15 protein-coding genes are annotated in these 17,754 nt (G+C 62.3%); 4 read left to right on the top strand and 11 right to left on the bottom strand.

Translation table 11 applies throughout. From position 1 onward, the window contains the following. Positions 1-135 precede the first annotated feature (135 nt). Both ET524_RS07600 and ET524_RS07595 read left to right on the top strand, forming a co-directional pair. The gene (locus ET524_RS07600; protein WP_129424648.1) at positions 136-3,132 is read left to right on the top strand and encodes a YfhO family protein; all 2,997 of its coding nucleotides are present in this window, start codon (positions 136-138) and stop codon (positions 3,130-3,132) included. Between the two features lie 218 nt (positions 3,133-3,350). Continuing rightward, positions 3,351-4,352, top strand: a complete 1,002-nt coding sequence (locus tag ET524_RS07595) for a glycosyltransferase family 2 protein (RefSeq protein WP_161566632.1) — start codon at positions 3,351-3,353, stop codon at positions 4,350-4,352. A 38-nt stretch (positions 4,353-4,390) separates the two neighbouring features. Here the strand turns inward: ET524_RS07595 and ET524_RS07590 are convergent, their stop codons facing one another. From ET524_RS07590 to ET524_RS07565, 7 genes are all read right to left on the bottom strand, one after another. Continuing rightward, positions 4,391-4,933, bottom strand: coding sequence for an NYN domain-containing protein (locus tag ET524_RS07590; protein ID WP_129424644.1), 543 nt, complete (start codon positions 4,931-4,933; stop codon positions 4,391-4,393). 206 nt (positions 4,934-5,139) lie between these two features. Continuing rightward, complete coding sequence (rlmB, locus tag ET524_RS07585; RefSeq protein ID WP_129424642.1) at positions 5,140-5,886, bottom strand: 23S rRNA (guanosine(2251)-2'-O)-methyltransferase RlmB; 747 nt, start codon at positions 5,884-5,886, stop codon at positions 5,140-5,142. 120 nt (positions 5,887-6,006) lie between these two features. Next, positions 6,007-6,873, bottom strand: coding sequence for a trimeric intracellular cation channel family protein (locus ET524_RS07580; RefSeq protein WP_129424640.1), 867 nt, complete (start codon positions 6,871-6,873; stop codon positions 6,007-6,009). 13 nt (positions 6,874-6,886) lie between these two features. Continuing rightward, on the bottom strand, positions 6,887-7,042 hold the full coding sequence (locus tag ET524_RS11550) for a hypothetical protein (protein WP_161566631.1): 156 nt from the start codon (positions 7,040-7,042) through the stop codon (positions 6,887-6,889). Positions 7,043-7,614: 572 nt separating this feature from the next. Next, positions 7,615-8,259, bottom strand: coding sequence for a CpsB/CapC family capsule biosynthesis tyrosine phosphatase (locus ET524_RS07575; protein ID WP_129424638.1), 645 nt, complete (start codon positions 8,257-8,259; stop codon positions 7,615-7,617). A 14-nt stretch (positions 8,260-8,273) separates the two neighbouring features. Next, positions 8,274-9,089, bottom strand: a complete 816-nt coding sequence (locus tag ET524_RS07570; RefSeq protein ID WP_129424636.1) for a CpsD/CapB family tyrosine-protein kinase — start codon at positions 9,087-9,089, stop codon at positions 8,274-8,276. 3 nt (positions 9,090-9,092) lie between these two features. Next, the gene (locus ET524_RS07565) at positions 9,093-9,758 is read right to left on the bottom strand and encodes a YveK family protein (protein ID WP_129424634.1); all 666 of its coding nucleotides are present in this window, start codon (positions 9,756-9,758) and stop codon (positions 9,093-9,095) included. 383 nt (positions 9,759-10,141) lie between these two features. Between ET524_RS07565 and ET524_RS07560 the strand changes: the two genes are divergently transcribed. Together ET524_RS07560 and ET524_RS07555 are read left to right on the top strand one after the other, a co-directional pair. Next, a complete protein-coding gene (locus ET524_RS07560; protein WP_129424632.1) occupies positions 10,142-11,785 on the top strand; it encodes a DEAD/DEAH box helicase in 1,644 nt (547 codons plus the stop codon). Between the two features lie 236 nt (positions 11,786-12,021). After that, entirely contained in the window at positions 12,022-14,121 is a 2,100-nt protein-coding gene (locus ET524_RS07555; protein WP_129424630.1) for a DUF4012 domain-containing protein, read from the top strand. 171 nt (positions 14,122-14,292) lie between these two features. Here the strand turns inward: ET524_RS07555 and ET524_RS07550 are convergent, their stop codons facing one another. The 4 genes from ET524_RS07550 to ET524_RS07535 form a co-directional block, all read right to left on the bottom strand. Continuing rightward, on the bottom strand, positions 14,293-15,018 hold the full coding sequence (locus tag ET524_RS07550) for a histidine phosphatase family protein (RefSeq protein ID WP_201738726.1): 726 nt from the start codon (positions 15,016-15,018) through the stop codon (positions 14,293-14,295). Position 15,019: 1 nt separating this feature from the next. Continuing rightward, a complete protein-coding gene (locus ET524_RS07545; protein WP_129424626.1) occupies positions 15,020-15,784 on the bottom strand; it encodes an amino acid ABC transporter ATP-binding protein in 765 nt (254 codons plus the stop codon). Between the two features lie 239 nt (positions 15,785-16,023). After that, a complete protein-coding gene (locus ET524_RS07540; protein ID WP_129424624.1) occupies positions 16,024-16,677 on the bottom strand; it encodes an amino acid ABC transporter permease in 654 nt (217 codons plus the stop codon). Between the two features lie 183 nt (positions 16,678-16,860). Next, the gene (locus ET524_RS07535) at positions 16,861-17,706 is read right to left on the bottom strand and encodes a transporter substrate-binding domain-containing protein (RefSeq protein ID WP_129424622.1); all 846 of its coding nucleotides are present in this window, start codon (positions 17,704-17,706) and stop codon (positions 16,861-16,863) included. Between the last annotated feature and the right edge of the window lie 48 nt (positions 17,707-17,754).

Below are 17,754 nucleotides of genomic sequence, written 5' to 3'. Positions count from 1 at the left end.
CGGGGAGGCTTGTGTTGATGCTTTAGTTTGTTTGCGCGCGCGGGCGTACAAAGTTGTGCCGAAGCGGCAGCACCGGTAGTATCGGGTGCTGCTCCCCCCTTTTCTCGGAGCATACCGAAAGGGCTACTTATCATCATGCAATTGCCAATCACCGTTTCATCCGACGCCGACCGCGAGCACCTCTTCGCGAAAACCGCCGCGCCGTATGCGCTGGCGTTTCTTGTCCCCTTCGTCGTAGTGCTGGCCGCGTTCGCCGCTTCGGGTATCTACCCGTTCGGCGACGTTTCGGTGATGCTGTACGACATGCCGCTGCAATACGTCGACTACTTCGGATGGTTCTCCGACGTGCTGCGCGGCGATGCCGACCTGCTGTACAGCAACGCGGCCGGGCTTGGCGGCGGCATGTTCAGCCTGTTCTCGTACTATCTGGCAAGCCCGTTCAACCTGCTGGCCGCCTTTTGGCAGCCCGAGGACATGCCGAAATTCTTCAGCGTGCTGTATCTGCTGAAAATCCCCGCCTGCGCCCTGACGTGCCTGACCTTGCTGCGCGGACGTTTCCTGGCCCCCGCAGCGGCCAACCTGCGCGGCGCGCGGCGCGCCACGGTTGCGGCGCCGTGGTGGCAGCACGGGTTGCTGGTTGCGCTGGCAAGCACGTACGCGCTGTCGGGCTACGTGCTGGGATACGCCAGCAACATCATGTGGCTTGACGGCGTCATCATGCTGCCGCTTGCAGCGCTGGGCGCCTATCGCCTGGTGCAGCGCCGAAGCTGCGCGGGGCTGTTCGCGTCCTGCACCGCAGCCGTGCTGTTCAACTGGTACACGGGCTACATGGTGTGCCTGTTTAGCGTGCTGTACTTCTTCTGCGAGCTTGCGCGGGCCGAGCAGCTGCGCGGGCGCCGGCTTGCCACGTGCGTGCGCTTCGCCGCCACCATGCTGCTTGCCGTGGGCGCAAGCCTTGTGTTGCTGCTGCCCACCGCGCTGTCGCTTTTGGGCGGCAAAGGCGGCGGGCTGGTGGGCCTCTCGTCGCTTGTCGAGTCGCTGGGACTATCGCACAACCCGCTGGCCGTGCCCAACCTGTTCTGCATCGGCACCTTGCCCGGCGTGAATCCGCACGGCAACACGCCCGCCATCGTCATATCCGCGTTCGCGCTGGTGGGGCTTGGCGTGTTTTTCGCGAACGGCGCGGTTAGCAAGCGCGCGAAGCTGGCAAGCGGCATCCTGTTCGCCGTTATGGCCAGCTCGCTGATATTCCCCGTCTGGACCACGGTGTGGAGCGGGTTCGTGGTGGAAAGCTCGTACACGAACCGCAACGGATTCGCTATTTTGCTGGTGCTGGTGCTACTGGCCGCCGAGGGCATGTGTCGGCTGGGCAACCTTGACCGCGAACGGCGCGTGCGCGCCATCGCATGGGGCGGCGGCGTCATGACTGCCGTGTTCGCCGCGTCCATCGTGGCAACGCGAGTGGCAAAAGGAACGTGGCTCCCAAGCTTCAAGCTGGCCATGCTTGAGATTGCGCTCCTTGCCGGGTTCACCGTGCTTGCAGCGGCAATCGCACACGCGGGCACGACGGCGGCGGAAACGCACGGCGGCTACGCAACCGATGCGGTTTCCCGCAAAACCAGCGATGGCGGCAAGCAAGGCGCGGCAGCGCAAAGCGTGGCGAAGCCCGCAGCGACGGCTGCGCAAACGGACGCGCAACAGGACGCCGCGCCCCGCATTGCCGACAGCAAAACGCCCGGCGCGAACCTCGCCAGCGCGGCGGGTCCCGCCGCGTCGTGCCGCATCGCATCGGCCGTTGCGTGCGCCGCGCTGGCTATCCTGCTTGTTGGCGAGCAAGTGTACGCGTCTTACCTGCAGCTGACGCCCTGCTGCTATCCCGTAAGCGGCTATGCCAACGATGTCGCGAACATGCGCGCGTTCTACCAGCAGCTTCCGGCGCAGGACGCGCCCTGCGAAAACGGCGGCATCGAGCTCACGCGCGTGGCGAACGCGGCGCCGTACTGGGGCTCCACGAAGGCATACGGCCCCGACAACATGGCGCTGTTGCTGGCCTACAGCACGTTCGATCACTATTCGTCCACGCAGGAATCGCGCATCCAGGAGCTGCTGGCCGCGCTTGGCTACACGAAGTACTCGCCCGTGGGCACGTACTACCGCAGCCAAAACATCGTGGCCGATGCGCTGCTGGGCGTCACGCACATCGTCGACGATAGCGCACCCGCTGCCGCAACGCTTGCGGGAACCGAGACGCTGCGCGGCGCCTACAACCTTTACCGTAACGACTTGGCGCTGCCGCTTGGCTGGGGCACCACCGGGCAAACAAGCGTCGAATGGGAAGAAGGCCAGCCGTTCGAGAGCCAAAACGCTCTGCTTAACGCGGCTGCCGATAACGCTGCCAACGTGTTCGCCGCCCCTTCCGTCAGCGAGAACGACAGCGACGGCACCTGCCGCACGTTTACCATCACGCCGGCAATCGACGGGCCGGTGATGCTGTACGCGCCCACGCTGTGCCTGCTCGACTTGTTCTACGACAACGGCATCATGTGCGACGTGTACGTTGATGGGCGGTTCGTGCAAACCGTTGGCAGACGCGGGTCGTTCAACGAGGTGACGCTTGGCGAAGGACGCGCAGGGCAGCCGATGCAGGTTTCGATCGTGCCGCTTGGCGACGACTCATTCGAGATCAAGCATAAAGACGGAACGCCGGCGGATACGCAGCACGACTTCTGGGACGTTGACGCTAGCAACTTGCTGCAGGTGGTCAGCGTTGACGTCGGCTCGCTTTCCGAGCAGCTTTCGCGCATCAAGGCTGCCGGCAGCTTCGCGCTGACCGCGTACGAAAACGGGCACATCGCCGCCACGTTTAACGCCGCGCAGGACGAGACGCTGGTGATCAGCCAGCCCTACGAGAACGGCTGGAGCGTCACGGTCAATGGTCAACCCGCCGAGCTAAACCCCGCCTACGAGGGACTGATGGGCGTGCAGGTGCCCGCAGGCGAGAATACCATCGAGCTGCGCTACCTGACGCCGGGGCTGGTGCCGGGCGCGATTGTGAGCATTGCATCCGTTACGCTGTTCGGCGTATGGCGCGCGGCGGCGCACAAGCGTAGCATGGGGGCAAGACAAAGCTGAACCTAACTCGAAACAGCAACCCGAAAGGCGGATGCGGTGAACCGCACCGTACCGTCGCAAGACAGCACGTGCGCGCCAGCGGCGCAACAAACGGAGCAGCCAGTTCACGGCAGCTTCGTAGCTGAACCGCTGCGCACGCTCCGCGAACAGGGAATAAACCGATTTGCACCGGCAGCAGAAGCCAGGCAACACGCTACCTACAAGGAAAGGCAACTCAAGTGAGCACGGACGCGCAGAACACGCAGCAAACAGCACCGGGCGCTCAGGCAACATACGACCTGACGCTGGTGGTTCCCTGCTACAACGAGGCGGACAACATCCCGCTGTTCTACAAAACGGCCACGGAATGCTTCGAGAACGCCGGTGTGAAGCTTGAGATCGTGTTCGTCAACGACGGCAGCCAAGACGGCTCCGCGCAGCTTTTGCGCCGCGTCGTCGAAACGGCACGTGGCCGCCACGCCGTGCAAGCTGTCACGTTCTCGCGCAACTTCGGCAAGGAATCGGCGCTGTACGCCGGCATGCAGGCCGCGCGCGGAGGCGCCATCTGCCTTATCGACGCCGACATGCAGCAAACGCCCGCCGATGCGCTGCGCATGTACCGCCTGCTCATGGAAAGCCCTGACGTCGATTGCGTTGCCGCGTGCCAAGTTCAGCGCAAGGAAGGCTTCGTGCTGAAGCTGTTCAAGCGCGCGTTCTACCGCACGTTTAACGGCATGGCCGACGACATTGCCATCCCCGCCAACGTCAGCGACTTCCGCGTGTTCCGCCGCAGCGTGCGCGATGCGCTGCTTGCGCTGCCCGAGCGCGAACGCTTCAGCAAGGGGCTGTTCGCATGGATCGGCTTCAACACGCTTGAGGTGCCCTACGAGGCCGAGCAGCGCGCCGCCGGCAAAAGCAAGTGGTCGTTCAGGAAGCTGTTCCGCTATGCCGCCACCGGCATCTTCGGGTTCACCACGTGGCCGCTGAAGGTTGCCATCTGGATCGGCTCGCTGTGCGCCGTCGCCGCCGTGGTCTACTTGCTTGCCGTACTAGGCGAATACGTGCTGTACGGCACGAACGTGCCCGGGTACCCCTCGCTTGCCTGCCTGATCCTGCTGTTCGGCGGCCTGCAGCTTGCCGTGCTGGGCGTCATTGGCGAATACCTGGGACGCGACTACATCGAGAACAAGCGCCGTCCCATCTACCTGGCCAAGGAGCACCTCGACAGCACGCAGGAGTAGGAAAGCGGCCGGAAGGAAATCCTTCCGGCCGCTTCACTTTACGCTTTGCCGTCGCGCATGGCTTTCAGTTTTTCGAGCACATCCGGTTTAATCCGGTCACCGAGCGTGCGTTTCAGCGCCACTTTTGGCGTCTCGTCAAGGTGCACGTCCTCGTAGTACATACCCACCTCGCGCGAGAACCCGTTCGCCGACATGCGGTCGATGCCGAAGCCAAACACGGTGTCCTGGATGGTGGCATCGGACGTAACCACCAGGGTTTCCACGTTGCGCACGCGCGCGTCGTGCGCCAGCTTCTCGATGACCTTGTCGGCCGACGTGCCGGCGGGGCTGAACATGATACGCACGCCGCCGATGGTTTCCACTTCGCCGGTGGAGAACTCGTTGTCGGCGCCGTCGAACACGATGACGGCCTTGTAATCGCGGCCCGCATAGTTGATGACGTCGTTGATCAGCCGCTCGCGCGCGGTGTTGAACGCATCGTCGGTATAGTCGGGATGCGCGAACGCTTCCTGATACCGACTGCCCGAGCGCAGCACGTTGTAGCCGTCCACCAGCAGCAGCCGTTTGCGTTGCTTCGCCATCGCACATCCCTCCTTTCGCATTCATTACTTGCTAAAACTGCTGAGCCCGTTGAACGGCCCGCGCGGCGCCAAGGCCGCATGGACCCCGCCAAGACTCCGCCAGCCGAATCGCACAAAGGCAACCGCGAAGGCACACCCAACCGTATGCGGGCGTTCGCTCATCGCGCCCGCCGAGCTCTCAGCCCGCTTGACGCCTTCGCCAAATCCTACCTGTTCTGACGCAGCCACTCGTACATGACGGCCGTTGCCGCCTGGGCGACGTTCAGGCTGGCCACCTCGCCCTCAAGCGGCAGCTTCGCGAAGAAGTCGCAGCGCTCGAGCACCAGGCGGGACACGCCGTCGTGCTCGTTGCCCAGCACGATGGCGATTTTGCCCTTCAGGTTGGCGTCCCACACCACATCGTCGGTGTGCTCGGTTGCGGCGCACACCCAAAAGCCCTCTTCCTGCAGGCGCTGGATGGCCTGCACGATGTTGGACACCTGCGCCACGGGCACGTGCGTGATGGCGCCCGCCGAGCTTTTGTACGTGGACGCCTCAACACGCGCGCTGCGCTTGTTGGGGATGACCAGGCCCGATGCGCCCACCGCTTCGCAGCTGCGGCTGATGGCGCCCAGGTTGCCCGCGTCGGTTAGATGGTCGCATAACACCACCAGTGCGCGGCCGTCGTGCTCTTCGGCGTACTTGTTCGCGTCGTCGATGACCTTGCCGATGCCCGCGTAGTTGAACGGGGCGGCCTCAGCCATGACGCCCTGGTGGCTGCCGCGCGCCGACTTCTCGTCAAGCTCTGCACGCGGAACCTGGATGACTTTCACGCCATTGCGCTTCGCCTTGCGCATGATGTCTTCAATCATGGGGTCGCGCTTCATGTAGTCGCCCATAAGGATGCGGCGCATGGGCACGCCGGTGCGGAACGCCTCGATAACGGGGCGCTTGCCCTCGATGTAATCAGCCATGAAAAGGCCCTTTCGTTTTTCGTCAGTAGTAGCTGCATTGTAGCAGGCCAAGCGGCTGTGCGCCGCGGCTGCGCCCAAACGCAACAAGACCCCCACGGGTGCCAAGCGCCGGGCAAGCCGCTACCGTAAATTCTGAGGCCAGCTTTCGTCTTCCGCGTGCTGTCCAGACGCCTCGCCGCCTTCATCGTACGCGTCGTCTCCCCCACCGCCAGCGGGCTTCATCCCGCCAGTCTGCACTGCACGGTGGCGACGGCGGCGTTCGTCGTCGCCACCGTGCAAGAACACGCCCGTAACCACGCCGCCCGCGCGGCGCAGCCCGCGCGCAACGCGCGGCGTCAAATCGGCCTCGGCCGTGGTGCGCCAATCGAAGTACACGCTCCAGTAGCGCAAAAACACCACGGCGAACACGCAGGCCACGCCCGCCAGCGCAAGCGGGCAGCCGAAGCGCGCCAGCACCACGTACGCCGTAGCGCCGCCCAAACCGGCCACGGCATAATAGTTGCTGCGCTTGAACACGCTGGGAATCTCCCCTACGCAAATGTCGCGGATGGCTCCGCCGCCCACCGCGGTGATGGCGCCCATGATGATGCTGAGCACCATGCCCTGCTGAAACGCCACGGCCTTCGACGCGCCCGCCAGCGCGAACAGGCCCACCGACAGCGCATCGGCAAAAAACACCGTAGCCTCTAAGTGGCGAAACACGCCGCGGAAGTAGAACACGAACGCGCACAGCAAGATGCAGACGACGATGAGGTCGGGGTGCGACGTGAAGTACACGCCCGTGCCCTGCATCAGCGTGTCGCGCAGCACGCCGCCGCCATAGCCCGTGATGAGCCCGCACACCACCGTGCCGATGATGTCGAGCTTGCGGTCGCACGCGAACAGCGCGCCGGTCAACACGCCGGCGATAACGCTGAAGTAGTCGATGCTCCAAGGCACCGTCAGCACGGGCGTATCAGCGAACAGGTTTTGCAGCAACGTTTCCATCTTGCACCTCACATCAGCGCACGCGAACAAGGCCGGCGCACGCCAGCGCGTTCGCCCACGCCGCGCCCACCCGCCAAGCACGCTCCCGCGCCGCCGCGCCCTGGGGCCTTTCGCCCGACCCCGGCCACTGCGCGCAGGGCGCTTCGCCACCATATGCCACGCTAAGCATGCGCCCTCATTTCGCCTGCTTAGCGCGAAAAGCGAGCGCGCCCAGTCAGGCACGCCCGCTTCGCTTGTTAGCGCCTATATAACCATATTCATCGCAAGAACGCCAGAGGTAGCTGCACGACCCGCGGCGGCCAACTTGATTGGCCGCCATGCCGCAGCGGTCAAGCGCCGGAATCCATTGCCGGCCTGCTCAGCGGCGAAGCAAGCCAGGATACAGAAACGAAGCAGCGACGTCCGCAGCAGCGATCACATTCTTCCTTCCCCCGCGCCGAGTCGCCTTCGCCCCACCAACAACAGCCCAACGCCTTCCGCCAAGCAAAAGCAAACGCCGCCTATTCCCCCGCGCCCTTCACGCTAATCTCGCCGGCAAGCACGCTGAATCGGCAGCGCCCCGAACGCATTCTGCGGCGTGGTGATGCCCGTAGACCCTAACGTGACGGTACGCCTAAATCCCCCAACTTTCAGTCCACATAAGGGGCACTCGTCTTCCATGTGCGCAAGGCCGCCCGACCTCGCGCGACCATATGCAAAAGCCCGCCTTCCAAAAGGCGGGCTTTTCATGATAAAGCGTTTCTACATCGGTCGAAGCTTCGGCCCGAATTTCTGCACGGCCTCCGCGTATACCTCATAATGCTCGACGCAGTGGGCATCGCTGGCAATGTAGGTGTACAGGCCGGCCTCGAACAACTTCAGCGCCGGCTTGCGCTCCTTGCCCAAGCGCCCGCCTTTAATGAAGTCCGATGACGCCTGCAACAGGCAGCCGCAATCCACCAAGCGCCGTGCAATGGAGATATCCTCCTGGATGGCGTTGTAGCGCTCGGGATGGGCGATGATCACGTCGAGCCCCATACCCTGCAGCTCGTAGATCTCACGTTCGTAGTCCTCGAAGTCGCGCTTCGTTGCATGCGTGGAAAGCTCAAGCAGCAGCACGCTGGAATCCTGGAAGCACAGCTGCGGCGCCCAATCCATACCCAGCTCGCGCAGTTTGCGAATGTTCACCTCGAACCCCATGCGCAAAGGAATAGGCGAACGACGTCTCAACTGGTCGAATGCGTCCCACATGCCTTCGAAATCGAAGTACGGGTCGCGGCAATGCGGCGTGCAGACAATCTCCGTGATGCCTGCTTTATAGGCAGCATGCAGCATGCGAATGCTTTCGCCAAGGCAGCTTGACCCATCGTCAACTCCAGGAAGAATATGGCAATGCAAATCCAGCACGTCGCCCTACCTTTTTACCTGCGTACTCCGTTGTTGCTCATGCGGCCGTAGTTCGCGGGGTTCGCAGCGCCACCGTGGCTGCCGTGCTTCCCGCTCTTGCGAGCCTGCTCGGGAGCAAACTGGCGTGCATCAACCTGCGGCACGGATTCCGTTCCCTTTTCGCGTTTGCCCTGCTGGTTGTAGTACGCGTAGTAGTAGTCGGATTTCTCGACGTTGCAGTAGTTCATGGCAACGCCCACAACGTGGCCGCCCGCCTTCTGCAGCTGATCATACGCTTGCAAAACGGTCTGACGCTTCGTGAAGTTTTCACGCACCACCAGCACGGCAGCATCCACGATGGTGGAAACCACGGCGGCGTCCACGAACATGCCCACCGGCGGCGTATCGAAAATCACGTAATCGAACATCTGCTCAAGCTTGTCGACCAGCAAAGCGAAACGCTTCGAAGCCAGGATGTCGGCCGGATTCGGAATATGCGGCTCGGCATCAAGCAGGAACATGTTGTCAACGCCCGCCGGCACGATGGCCTGCTGCAGCGGCATGGTTTCGGACAGCACGGCGTATAGGCCGCCTGAAGAGCGAACGCCCAGCATATTGGCCAGCGTGCGGTTACGCATGTCGCACTCGACCAGGCACACACGCATGCCCGACGTGGCAATGGCACGACCCACGTTGCACGCAACGGTGGATTTGCCCTCGTTGGGGATGGAGCTGGTGAACACCAGCGAACGAATGGGGTTATCGACGCTCATGAAGCGGATGTTCGCCATCAGGGTTTTAGCGGCGTTCTGCATCTCCAAATCGTCGCCGCGCTTGGGTTTGCGAGCCATGGCTTATTTACCTCCCTTAATAGCAGGCATGCGGCCGATGACGGGCAGGCCCAGCAGTTCCTCGATTTCGTCGGCGTTGCGCACCTTCGTGTTCAGCATGTCGGACACCACCACAATGGCGATGGCAATGAACAGGCCGGCCAGAAACGCCACGGCAACATACATGGGACGGTTTGGTCCGGAAGGCGCCGTAGGAGCAGTTGCCTCGTCGATAACGTTGACGGACTGCACATCCATAACTTCCTGCGCTACCTTCGACACGTTGCTTGCCATCTCGTTGGAGATGGTGGCTGCGGTATTAGGATCAGCACCCGTAACCTCAAGCGTGATGACGCGCGACGTGGTTTCGCTGGTGACCTTCGTGGAATAGCCCTTCAGCGAATCGAGGTGCAGGTCCTTGGCGGTATCGCTTGCGATACGGTCGCTCTTAAGCAGGGTGGACACGTCGTTTGCCAGCATCTGGCTTGCGTTGAGGTTGGAATAGTTAACCCCGTTATCGCTGTTGTTCGCAGTCTGTTTCGCCAGCACGTACATGCTCGTAGACGCCGTATACGTGTTCGGCAGCATGGTGTATGAAACCGCGGCGGCCACAAGGGCGCACGCCACAGGCAAGATGATCATAAGCTTCAGATGCTTGCGCATCAGCTGAAGCAGCTCGAGCAAAGTCATGCGAGGAACCTCTCATAGTGTTGGACATTAGCCGTACTATTATAGTATGTCGCATTTGCTCGGGGCCAAAATTGCCGCGAAGCCCCAAATGCCGTGGAGATTCATGCACATTCGCGCGGTTTTGCGGGATATCCGCTTCACTTTTATGAAATCGTCTGCATAATAAGCAGGTTGCTTCTCACGAAATTCTTTCTTGTTTCTTTTCGCGCGCTCACATAAACGCACCGCAGAAGACATACGGAAAGCGGCTCGCGTCAAGCGCAAGCACGCCGCCTGGGGCGGGTGCGATTCATTGGTACAGGTTGCAAAGCGCTTGGCTGCCGTCGTCCGTTCGGGCGTCGCTAACGGTGTGCGCTCTCAACCGCGAAGAGAAACGGATTCACATGACCGCATTTGCAGAACTCGGCCTGTCCGAGGCGGCGCTTGCCGCCGTCGAGCGCATGGGCTACGACGCTCCCACGCCTGTTCAGGAGCAGTCCATCCCCTACATTCTGGAAGGCCGCGACGTTATCGCCGCCGCTTCCACCGGCACGGGCAAGACGGCGGCATTCCTGCTGCCCACGCTGTCCACGCTGCCCCGCGTCAAGGGCCGCGGCCGCGCGCCGCGCGTGTGCGTCGTCAGCCCCACGCGCGAGCTTGCGCAGCAGATTTCCCGCACGTGCATGCAGATTTCCCGCAAAACGGGCCACTTCGTGACCACCGTGTACGGCGGCACGCCCTACGGCCCGCAAATCCGCGAGCTGCGCGGCGGCACCGACGTGCTCATTGCCACGCCTGGCCGCTTGAACGACCTGATGGACCGCGGCGTCGTTGACCTGTCCGAGGTGTCCGTGCTGGTGCTTGACGAGGCCGACCGCATGCTTGACATGGGCTTTTTGCCCGACGTCACCAAAATCGTCGAGCACACGCCCGAAGACCGCCAAACGCTGCTGTTCTCCGCAACCATCGACAGCTCCATCCAGAAGAACCTGGGCGATTTGCTGAAGGACCCGGCCATCGTGGAGATCGCCCGCAACGGCGAAACGGCCGCAACCGTCACGCAATACATCATGCCCATCGCCAACCGCAAGAAGCAGGAGCTGCTTGAGGCCGTGCTCAACGAGAAGGGCCACGAGCGCGTCATCGTGTTCGCCCGCACGAAGAACCGCACCGAGGAATGCGCCGAGGCGCTTGAGGCCGACGGCTTCCACGCCGAGTCCATCCACTCCGACAAAACCCAGGGCCGCCGCCGTCGCGCGCTGGAGAACTTCCGCCGCGGCAAGACCGACATCCTTGTTGCCACCGACGTGCTGGCCCGCGGCATCGACGTGCCCGACGTGAACTACGTCATCAACTTCGACCTGCCCGACATGGCTGAGGACTACGTGCACCGCATCGGCCGCACGGGCCGCGCCGGCGAAGAGGGCTTCGCCATCTCGTTCGTCACGCGCGAAACGGTGAAGACGCTGCGCGAGATCGAGAAGCTTATCGGCAAGGACATCCCGTTCACCACCATCGAAAGCTACGAGACCGACCCGTCCATCCTGGAGAAGCCCAAGCGCGGCGAGCGCAAGGGCGGCACGCGTCGCGGCGGCGGCAAGCCGGCCGGCGCACGCCGTCAGGGCGAGAAGCGCGCCGAGCGTGCCGAGCGCGAAGGCCGCCGTCCGAACACCGACGAGCGCCGCGATGCCCGCAAGCCCCGCTATGAGCGCGACGACCGCGACTTCCGCGGCGGGCGCCCGGGTCGCGACGACCGTCCGGGCCGCGGCTCGCGCAACGATCGCGGCGGACGCTATGACCGCGACAACCGCGGCGGCAACGGGCGCGGCAAGGGCGGCAACCGCGACTTCCGCGGCGGCCGCGACAACAACCGCGAGTGGCTTTCCGACGAGGAATACCGCGCGCGCCGCAACGCGAAGAACGCCCAGTCGCGCCTGCACAAGAAGGAGCGCAAGGCACAGGCCGGCTCCTACAAGCAGAACAAGCCCGCTAACAAGAAAAAGCGCGGCGGCGAAGGCGGCTACGACTACAGCCGCTTCACGAAGTAGCGCGTCGAAGGCACGCTGACTTACCAGCCCGGAAGGCACCGCCTTCCGGGCTTTTTCATGTCCCAAGCCGCCGTTTCGCCGTGCTCAAAACGCTACAGCACCGGCGGACGTTACATGCATTCCTTCGTTTATCCGCGCAGTTCAATCAACCTTATGGCTTCATTTTCAAGCCCCTGGAACCTTGCGTCCAACGTGCTAGACTTTTACTCCGTACGCACAAACGAGTCAGGAGTGCAATGCAGAACCAAGGAAAACACTCGCGGCCTAACCAGCCCGGCTTCGGCCAGCAACCCGGCCAGTCACGCGCGGGGGCGCCGCGACCGCAGCAAAACCAACCGTATGGGCAGCCGCATCAGCAGCGGCCCCACCAGCCGCAGCAACCGACGCAGCAATTCGGTCAGCAGCCCTACGGCGGCAATTTCGGCGCGCCGCAAGGCGGTTACAGCAACGCCTACGGAAACAGGGACTACAACTTCCAACCCCTGCCGCCGAGCAACCACAACCACGACGGCATGATCCGCGTGAAGAAGAAGCGCAAGAAGAAGCGTACCGGGCTCATCGTTGCCATCGTCGTCATCGTGTGCCTTATCGTGGGCGTTGGCGGCTATGGTGCGGCTCTTGCGCTGTCGGCGAAGGACATGAAGGCGCAGGCTTCCGGCATCCTTTCAACCGTCAACGAAGTCCAAACCGCCATCACCGGTCAGGACTTCGCCGGCGCCGCCCAAAGCGCAACCAAGTTGCAAGCGTCTGCGAAAACGCTCGACGAGGCCCTTTCATCGCCCCTATGGAACGTTGCCGGCGTGATTCCGGTCATCGGCGAAGACGTGAAAAGTGCCCAGACCATCGCAGACGTGCTCACCGACGCCTCTGACAACGCCATCGTGCCACTGACGCAAAGCCTGGTGCAAACGCCTCCCTCGGAATGCATCGGCCAAGACGGCTCGCTGAACATCGCAGCTATCTCCACGCTGCTCGGCTCCATCCAAAGCTGCGCGCCGACCATGCAGCGTTGCGCCGACGAGCTCAATGCGCTGCCCTCCATGCATATCGAGCAGCTTGAGAAGATGCTCAACCCCGCAAAAGACAAGCTCGCAAACATCAACTCCACGTTCCAGCAGGCGAACACGTTCGCGCCCATCATCGGCGCGCTGCTTGGTGCCGACGGCAACCGCACGTACTTGCTTGCCGCGCAGAACAGCGCCGAGATTCGCGCATCGGGCGGCTTCCCCGGCTCCATGGGCACGCTATCCATCGACAACGGCCAGATCGAGCTGGGAGACTTCACGAAAGTCTACGACATGATGGTCGAAGACACGCCAGCGCAGTGCAATATCACCGACGAGGAAAACACCCTGTTCTACCCGTGGTACACGCAGTATTCATGGGATAACGGCTTCAACCCCGACTATCCGCGCGTTGCCAGCATTTGGGCCACCGCCTATCAAGAGAAATCCGGCCAGGCCGTTGACGGCGTCATCTCTATCACGCCCACCATGGTGCAGGACCTGCTTGCCGCAACAGGCGAAAGCTTCACGCTGTCCGACGGCACCTACATTGACGGCGCGAATGCCACTGAGGTGCTGCAACACGACCTGTACTGGAAATACCTTTCCAGCGGCGCGAATATGGCCGATGGCAACGACATCGTCGACGCGCTGTTCTCCGAAGCAGCTGGATATGCATTTGACGCCGCGCTTGACAACATGAATGCGACATCGCTCATGAAGCTTGTCAACGTCATGATGGGCGGACTCGACGACCGCCGCGTCATGATCTGGCTTGCAAACCCCACCGAGCAGCAGAACATCGAGGATATGGGCTACTCGGGATCCATGACGGCCGCCACGCAGAAGCAGCCGACGCTCGGCGTGTTCATCAACTACTGGCTGGGCAGCAAGCTTGGCTGGTGGCTTGGCATGGACACGCAGGTCAGCGGCCCGGTTGCCGGCTCTGACGGCTCGCGCACGTACCACGTCACCACCACGCTCACGAACTTCCTCACTGAACAGGAGGCGCTTGCCGGCGGCGACTACATCATGTCCGAAGACTCGAACCGCGGCAATATGAACCCATTCTTGTACTTCTATGCGCCTGTTGGCGGCAGCATCTCCGACGTGGTCGCATCGAACGGCGCAACGCTGGGGAAGGCCACGTACCAGGGCATTGATGTCACGTACACATGCGATGTCGACGGCGGTATGGTAGCGAAACCGAACAATCCGCTGCCCGTCGGCACCACGGCAACGTTCACGTACACCGTAACGCTGCCCGCCGACGTGCAAGGCGACCTGCAGCTTGTTACCACGCCCACGCTCACGAAATACCACGAGAGCTAGGCGCTCGCAAGCTAAAACACGAAGGCTCGCACCGGATATTCCGATGCGAGCCTTCTTTATGTTTGCGGAAGCGAAACGGCGCCTGCAACAGTCTTGCAGTGCATGCGATGCGAAATGCGGCTTCTCACCTTCGACTCCTTGACGCAGCCTTACACTAACCGCGCGTCGGCGCTACATCTTGAAGCCGAACGGGATGGCGTTGGCTTCTTCGGGCTCTTCGCCCAGCCAGCGTGTGGAAGCCGTTTCGCCCAACGTGAACGTTTCGCCGTCGTAAGTTACCTGCGTGACGCTGGCGTTCTTGATTTTCAGCGGGTCGTTCACGCGCGAAGAATCCAGCAGATACATGACGCTGCGCACCACGAACGAGTGCGTCACCACCAGCACGTTGCCGCCGCCAGCAGCAAGCGCCTGCTGCCCCGCATCGTTGAAGAAGCTGGTCAGGCGCTCGCGCACCTGGTCGAAACGCTCGGCGCGGCCCGTGGTGTCCTGGTCGGCCAGCACGCCCGCTACCTGCGGCAGCCGGCGGTTCAGCTCGTCGAACGGCAAATCCTCGCCAAAGCCGCGCGCCAGGGCCGCGTGCAATTCCTCGCCCGGGCCCGCTTCCAAGTTGCCGTAGCACCACTCGCGCAGCCGCGGATCGGGCACGTGGATGTGCGGCAGCTGCGCCGCAGGGTTCGCCTTCGAACGCGCCGCCAGCACGGTGTTGAGCGTCTGCACGGCACGGCCGGCATCGCTGCAATACGCCTGCGCAAACCCGACGTTCGCAAAACCCTCGCCCAGCTTGCGCGCCACGCGAATGCCCTCGTCGGTAAGCTGCGAGTCGCACCAGCCCTGCACGCGGCTGGCCACGTTGTACACGGTTTGCCCGTGCCGCGTGATGTAAAACGTTACGTCCATGCTAATCCCCGTAGTTGGCCAAAAACGCCTTCGTGCGGTCATGCTGCGGATTGTTGATGACCTGCTCGGCAGGGCCTTCCTCAACGATGTAGCCGCCATCCATGAAGATGATGTGGTCGGCCACGTCGCGCGCGAACGACATCTCGTGCGTCACGATGACCATGGTCATGTGCTCGTCGGCCAAGTCGCGGATAACCTTCAGCACGCCCTTCGTCAGCTCGGGGTCAAGCGCGCTGGTAGGCTCGTCGAAGAACAGCACGTCGGGGTTGAGCGCCAGCGCGCGGGCAATGGCAACGCGCTGCTGCTGGCCGCCGGAAAGCTCGCACGGCACCATATCTTCTTTCCCGGCGAGCCCCATCTTCGCCAGAAGCTCGCGCGCTTGGGCCAAGACCTCGTCCTTCGGGCGCTTCTGCACCGAAAGCGGCGCATCGATGACGTTTTTCAGCACCGTATAGTGCGGGAACAGGTTGAAGTTCTGGAACACCAGGCCGAAGCGGGTTTTCGCCTGCGCAAGCACGGCCTTGCCGCCATACACGGCGCCCGACCCGGAATCAGTTGCCACTGAAAGGTCGCCATACGACAAGCTGCCGCCGTCAAGCGTTTCAAGCAGCGTCATGCAACGCAACAGCGTCGACTTGCCGCCGCCAGAAGGCCCGATGATGGCAACAACCTGCCCCTTCTCAACAGACAGCGAGATGTCCTTCAGCACCTCAGTCTGGCCGAAACTCTTACGACCATGCGAAAGCGAAACAAGAGGGTTAGTCATGATAAATAGTCCAATCAGCAGGAACAACGAAACGAGAATGCGAAAACCCCGCAACACAAAGTCAAAACGCCGCAGGTAGCACCAAAGTCAGCGAGGGCGCTTCTGGTGCGTCGTATTGCCTTGAAACGAGCGGGCATTGGCCTTTGGGCCATGCCCGTGAAGTTGAAAGACAAGACGGCGTGCCAGAAGCGGCCACAGCATCGAGCAGTTCCGTTTTGCCGTAGGCAAAACGGAATCACCTAGTCATGATAGTAATCCATCTTCTTCTCGATGCGGTTAAGCACCATCACCACCACGAAGTTGAACACCCAGTAGATGAGCGCGGCGATAACGTACGGCATCATGCTTGTCTGAGCTGCGGCGATGGCCTTCGCCTGCGTGAACATCTCCATGATGCCCAGCACGAACGCCAACGACGTGTCCTTCACCAGCGTGATGATCTCGTTGCCCATGGCGGGAAGGATGCGCTTAAACACCTGCGGCAGGATGATCTTCATGAACGTTTGCGTGCGCGAGTACCCCAGCACCTCGGCGGCCTCGTATTGCCCGCGCGGGATGGACTGGATGCCGCTGCGGTAAATCTCGCCGAAGTACGCGGCATAGTTCAGGATGAAGCCGATGCAGCACGCGCCGTACTTCCAATCCGGCCCCATGGAGATGCCGAAAATGTAGTACGGGCCGAACATCCACATCATCAGCTGCAGCATCAGCGGCGTGCCGCGCATGACCGAAATGTAGAACTGCACCAACAGCGACAGCGGCTTGAACTTGCTCATGCGGCCAAGCGCCACCAGCACGCCAAGCGGCAGCGCGCCTACGAGCGTAACCACGAAGATGATGGCCGTAAACTGCAAGCCCGAAAGCAGCAGCCCCATCATGGTTCCAAATTCCATGAATCTCCTTTCGCACGAAAGCCGCCGCCTTCTCAGGCGACGGCCGTTGCGCATTCTTTGCGTCGAAGCAACTTTAGTTCACGGTGCCCCACACGCATGCAAACCGCTGCGCAGGTCGGAAGCACACCCCCGACCTGCGCAGCGTTGAATACCGTTTCTACCCCTGCGAACAGGGAAAACCGTTTACTTGCCCAGCACCCAGTTGTCGTAGCTGATGCCGTAGCTGGCGTACTTCTCGCACAGCTTCTTCACGGTACCGTCGGCGTCAAGCTGCTTCAGCGTTTCGGTGACCTGGTTGGCCAGCTCGGTGTTGCCCTTCTTGAAGCCCACGGCGTAGTGCTCGGTAGACAGCGGGGTTTCCAGCTGCACGTACTTGCCCGGGTTCGCGGAAATCTGGTACTGCGCGATGGACAGGTCGCACGCAACGGCGTCGATCATGCCGGAATCAAGCTGCATGAACGCGTTGTTGTAATCGCCGATGGTCTGGGCCGCGCCGCCCTTGAACGTGGCGGCAACCTCAGCCTGGTCGCCCTCAAGCACGTCAAGCGCCGCAGAGTCAACCTGCGTCATGACCGTCTTGCCGGACAGGCCCGCGAAATCGCTGATGTCGCTGCCGGCCTTCACAACCACCACCTGCTCGTTGAGCATGTACGGGTCGGAGAACGTGTACCCATCCTCGCGGCCTTCCATGGTGAAGCCGTTCCAGATGCAGTTGATGTTGCCTTGCGACAGCAGCGCGTCTTTGGCATCCCAGTCGATCGGCGTGGCCTCGAAGCTCCAGCCGTTCTTGTCGCACACGGCCTGGGCCAGGTCAAGGTCGAAACCGGTGTACTTGCCGTCGTCGCCCACGAAGCCGTACGGCGGGTAGCTTTGATCGAAGCCCACGGTCAGCGTGGTCTTGTCGGTGGATGCGGCGTTGTTGTCAGCAGCCTCGTCATTGCTGCCCGAGCCAGCGCAGCCCGCAAGCAGCGCGCCGGACAGCGCCAGCGTGGCGGCGCATGCCACCAGGCCAAGAAGCTTCTTCTTCATGGTGCCTTCCCTTCTGCGCCCGCTCATCGCCGATTCGCCTGGCGCGTT

The organism is Senegalimassilia faecalis, assembly GCF_004135645.1.
In the GTDB taxonomy this organism is placed as follows: Bacteria; Actinomycetota; Coriobacteriia; order Coriobacteriales; family Eggerthellaceae; genus Senegalimassilia; species Senegalimassilia faecalis.
This window is presented reverse-complemented; position numbering and strand designations above follow the sequence as displayed.

Bases quoted from the DNA above. Each gene is read 5' to 3' on its own strand.
- ET524_RS07560 (WP_129424632.1), top strand. From the start codon at position 10,142: ATGACCGCATTTGCAGAACTCGGCCTGTCCGAGGCGGCGCTTGCCGCC.
- ET524_RS07545 (WP_129424626.1), bottom strand. From the start codon at position 15,784: ATGACTAACCCTCTTGTTTCGCTTTCGCATGGTCGTAAGAGTTTCGGC.
- ET524_RS07550 (WP_201738726.1), bottom strand. From the start codon at position 15,018: ATGGACGTAACGTTTTACATCACGCGGCACGGGCAAACCGTGTACAAC.
- ET524_RS07570 (WP_129424636.1), bottom strand. From the start codon at position 9,089: ATGGCTCGCAAACCCAAGCGCGGCGACGATTTGGAGATGCAGAACGCC.
- ET524_RS07600 (WP_129424648.1), top strand. From the start codon at position 136: ATGCAATTGCCAATCACCGTTTCATCCGACGCCGACCGCGAGCACCTC.
- ET524_RS07535 (WP_129424622.1), bottom strand. From the start codon at position 17,706: ATGAAGAAGAAGCTTCTTGGCCTGGTGGCATGCGCCGCCACGCTGGCG.
- ET524_RS07580 (WP_129424640.1), bottom strand. From the start codon at position 6,873: ATGGAAACGTTGCTGCAAAACCTGTTCGCTGATACGCCCGTGCTGACG.
- ET524_RS11550 (WP_161566631.1), bottom strand. From the start codon at position 7,042: ATGCTTAGCGTGGCATATGGTGGCGAAGCGCCCTGCGCGCAGTGGCCG.
- ET524_RS07540 (WP_129424624.1), bottom strand. From the start codon at position 16,677: ATGGAATTTGGAACCATGATGGGGCTGCTGCTTTCGGGCTTGCAGTTT.
- ET524_RS07565 (WP_129424634.1), bottom strand. From the start codon at position 9,758: ATGACTTTGCTCGAGCTGCTTCAGCTGATGCGCAAGCATCTGAAGCTT.
- ET524_RS07555 (WP_129424630.1), top strand. From the start codon at position 12,022: ATGCAGAACCAAGGAAAACACTCGCGGCCTAACCAGCCCGGCTTCGGC.
- ET524_RS07590 (WP_129424644.1), bottom strand. From the start codon at position 4,933: ATGGCGAAGCAACGCAAACGGCTGCTGCTGGTGGACGGCTACAACGTG.
- rlmB (WP_129424642.1), bottom strand. From the start codon at position 5,886: ATGGCTGATTACATCGAGGGCAAGCGCCCCGTTATCGAGGCGTTCCGC.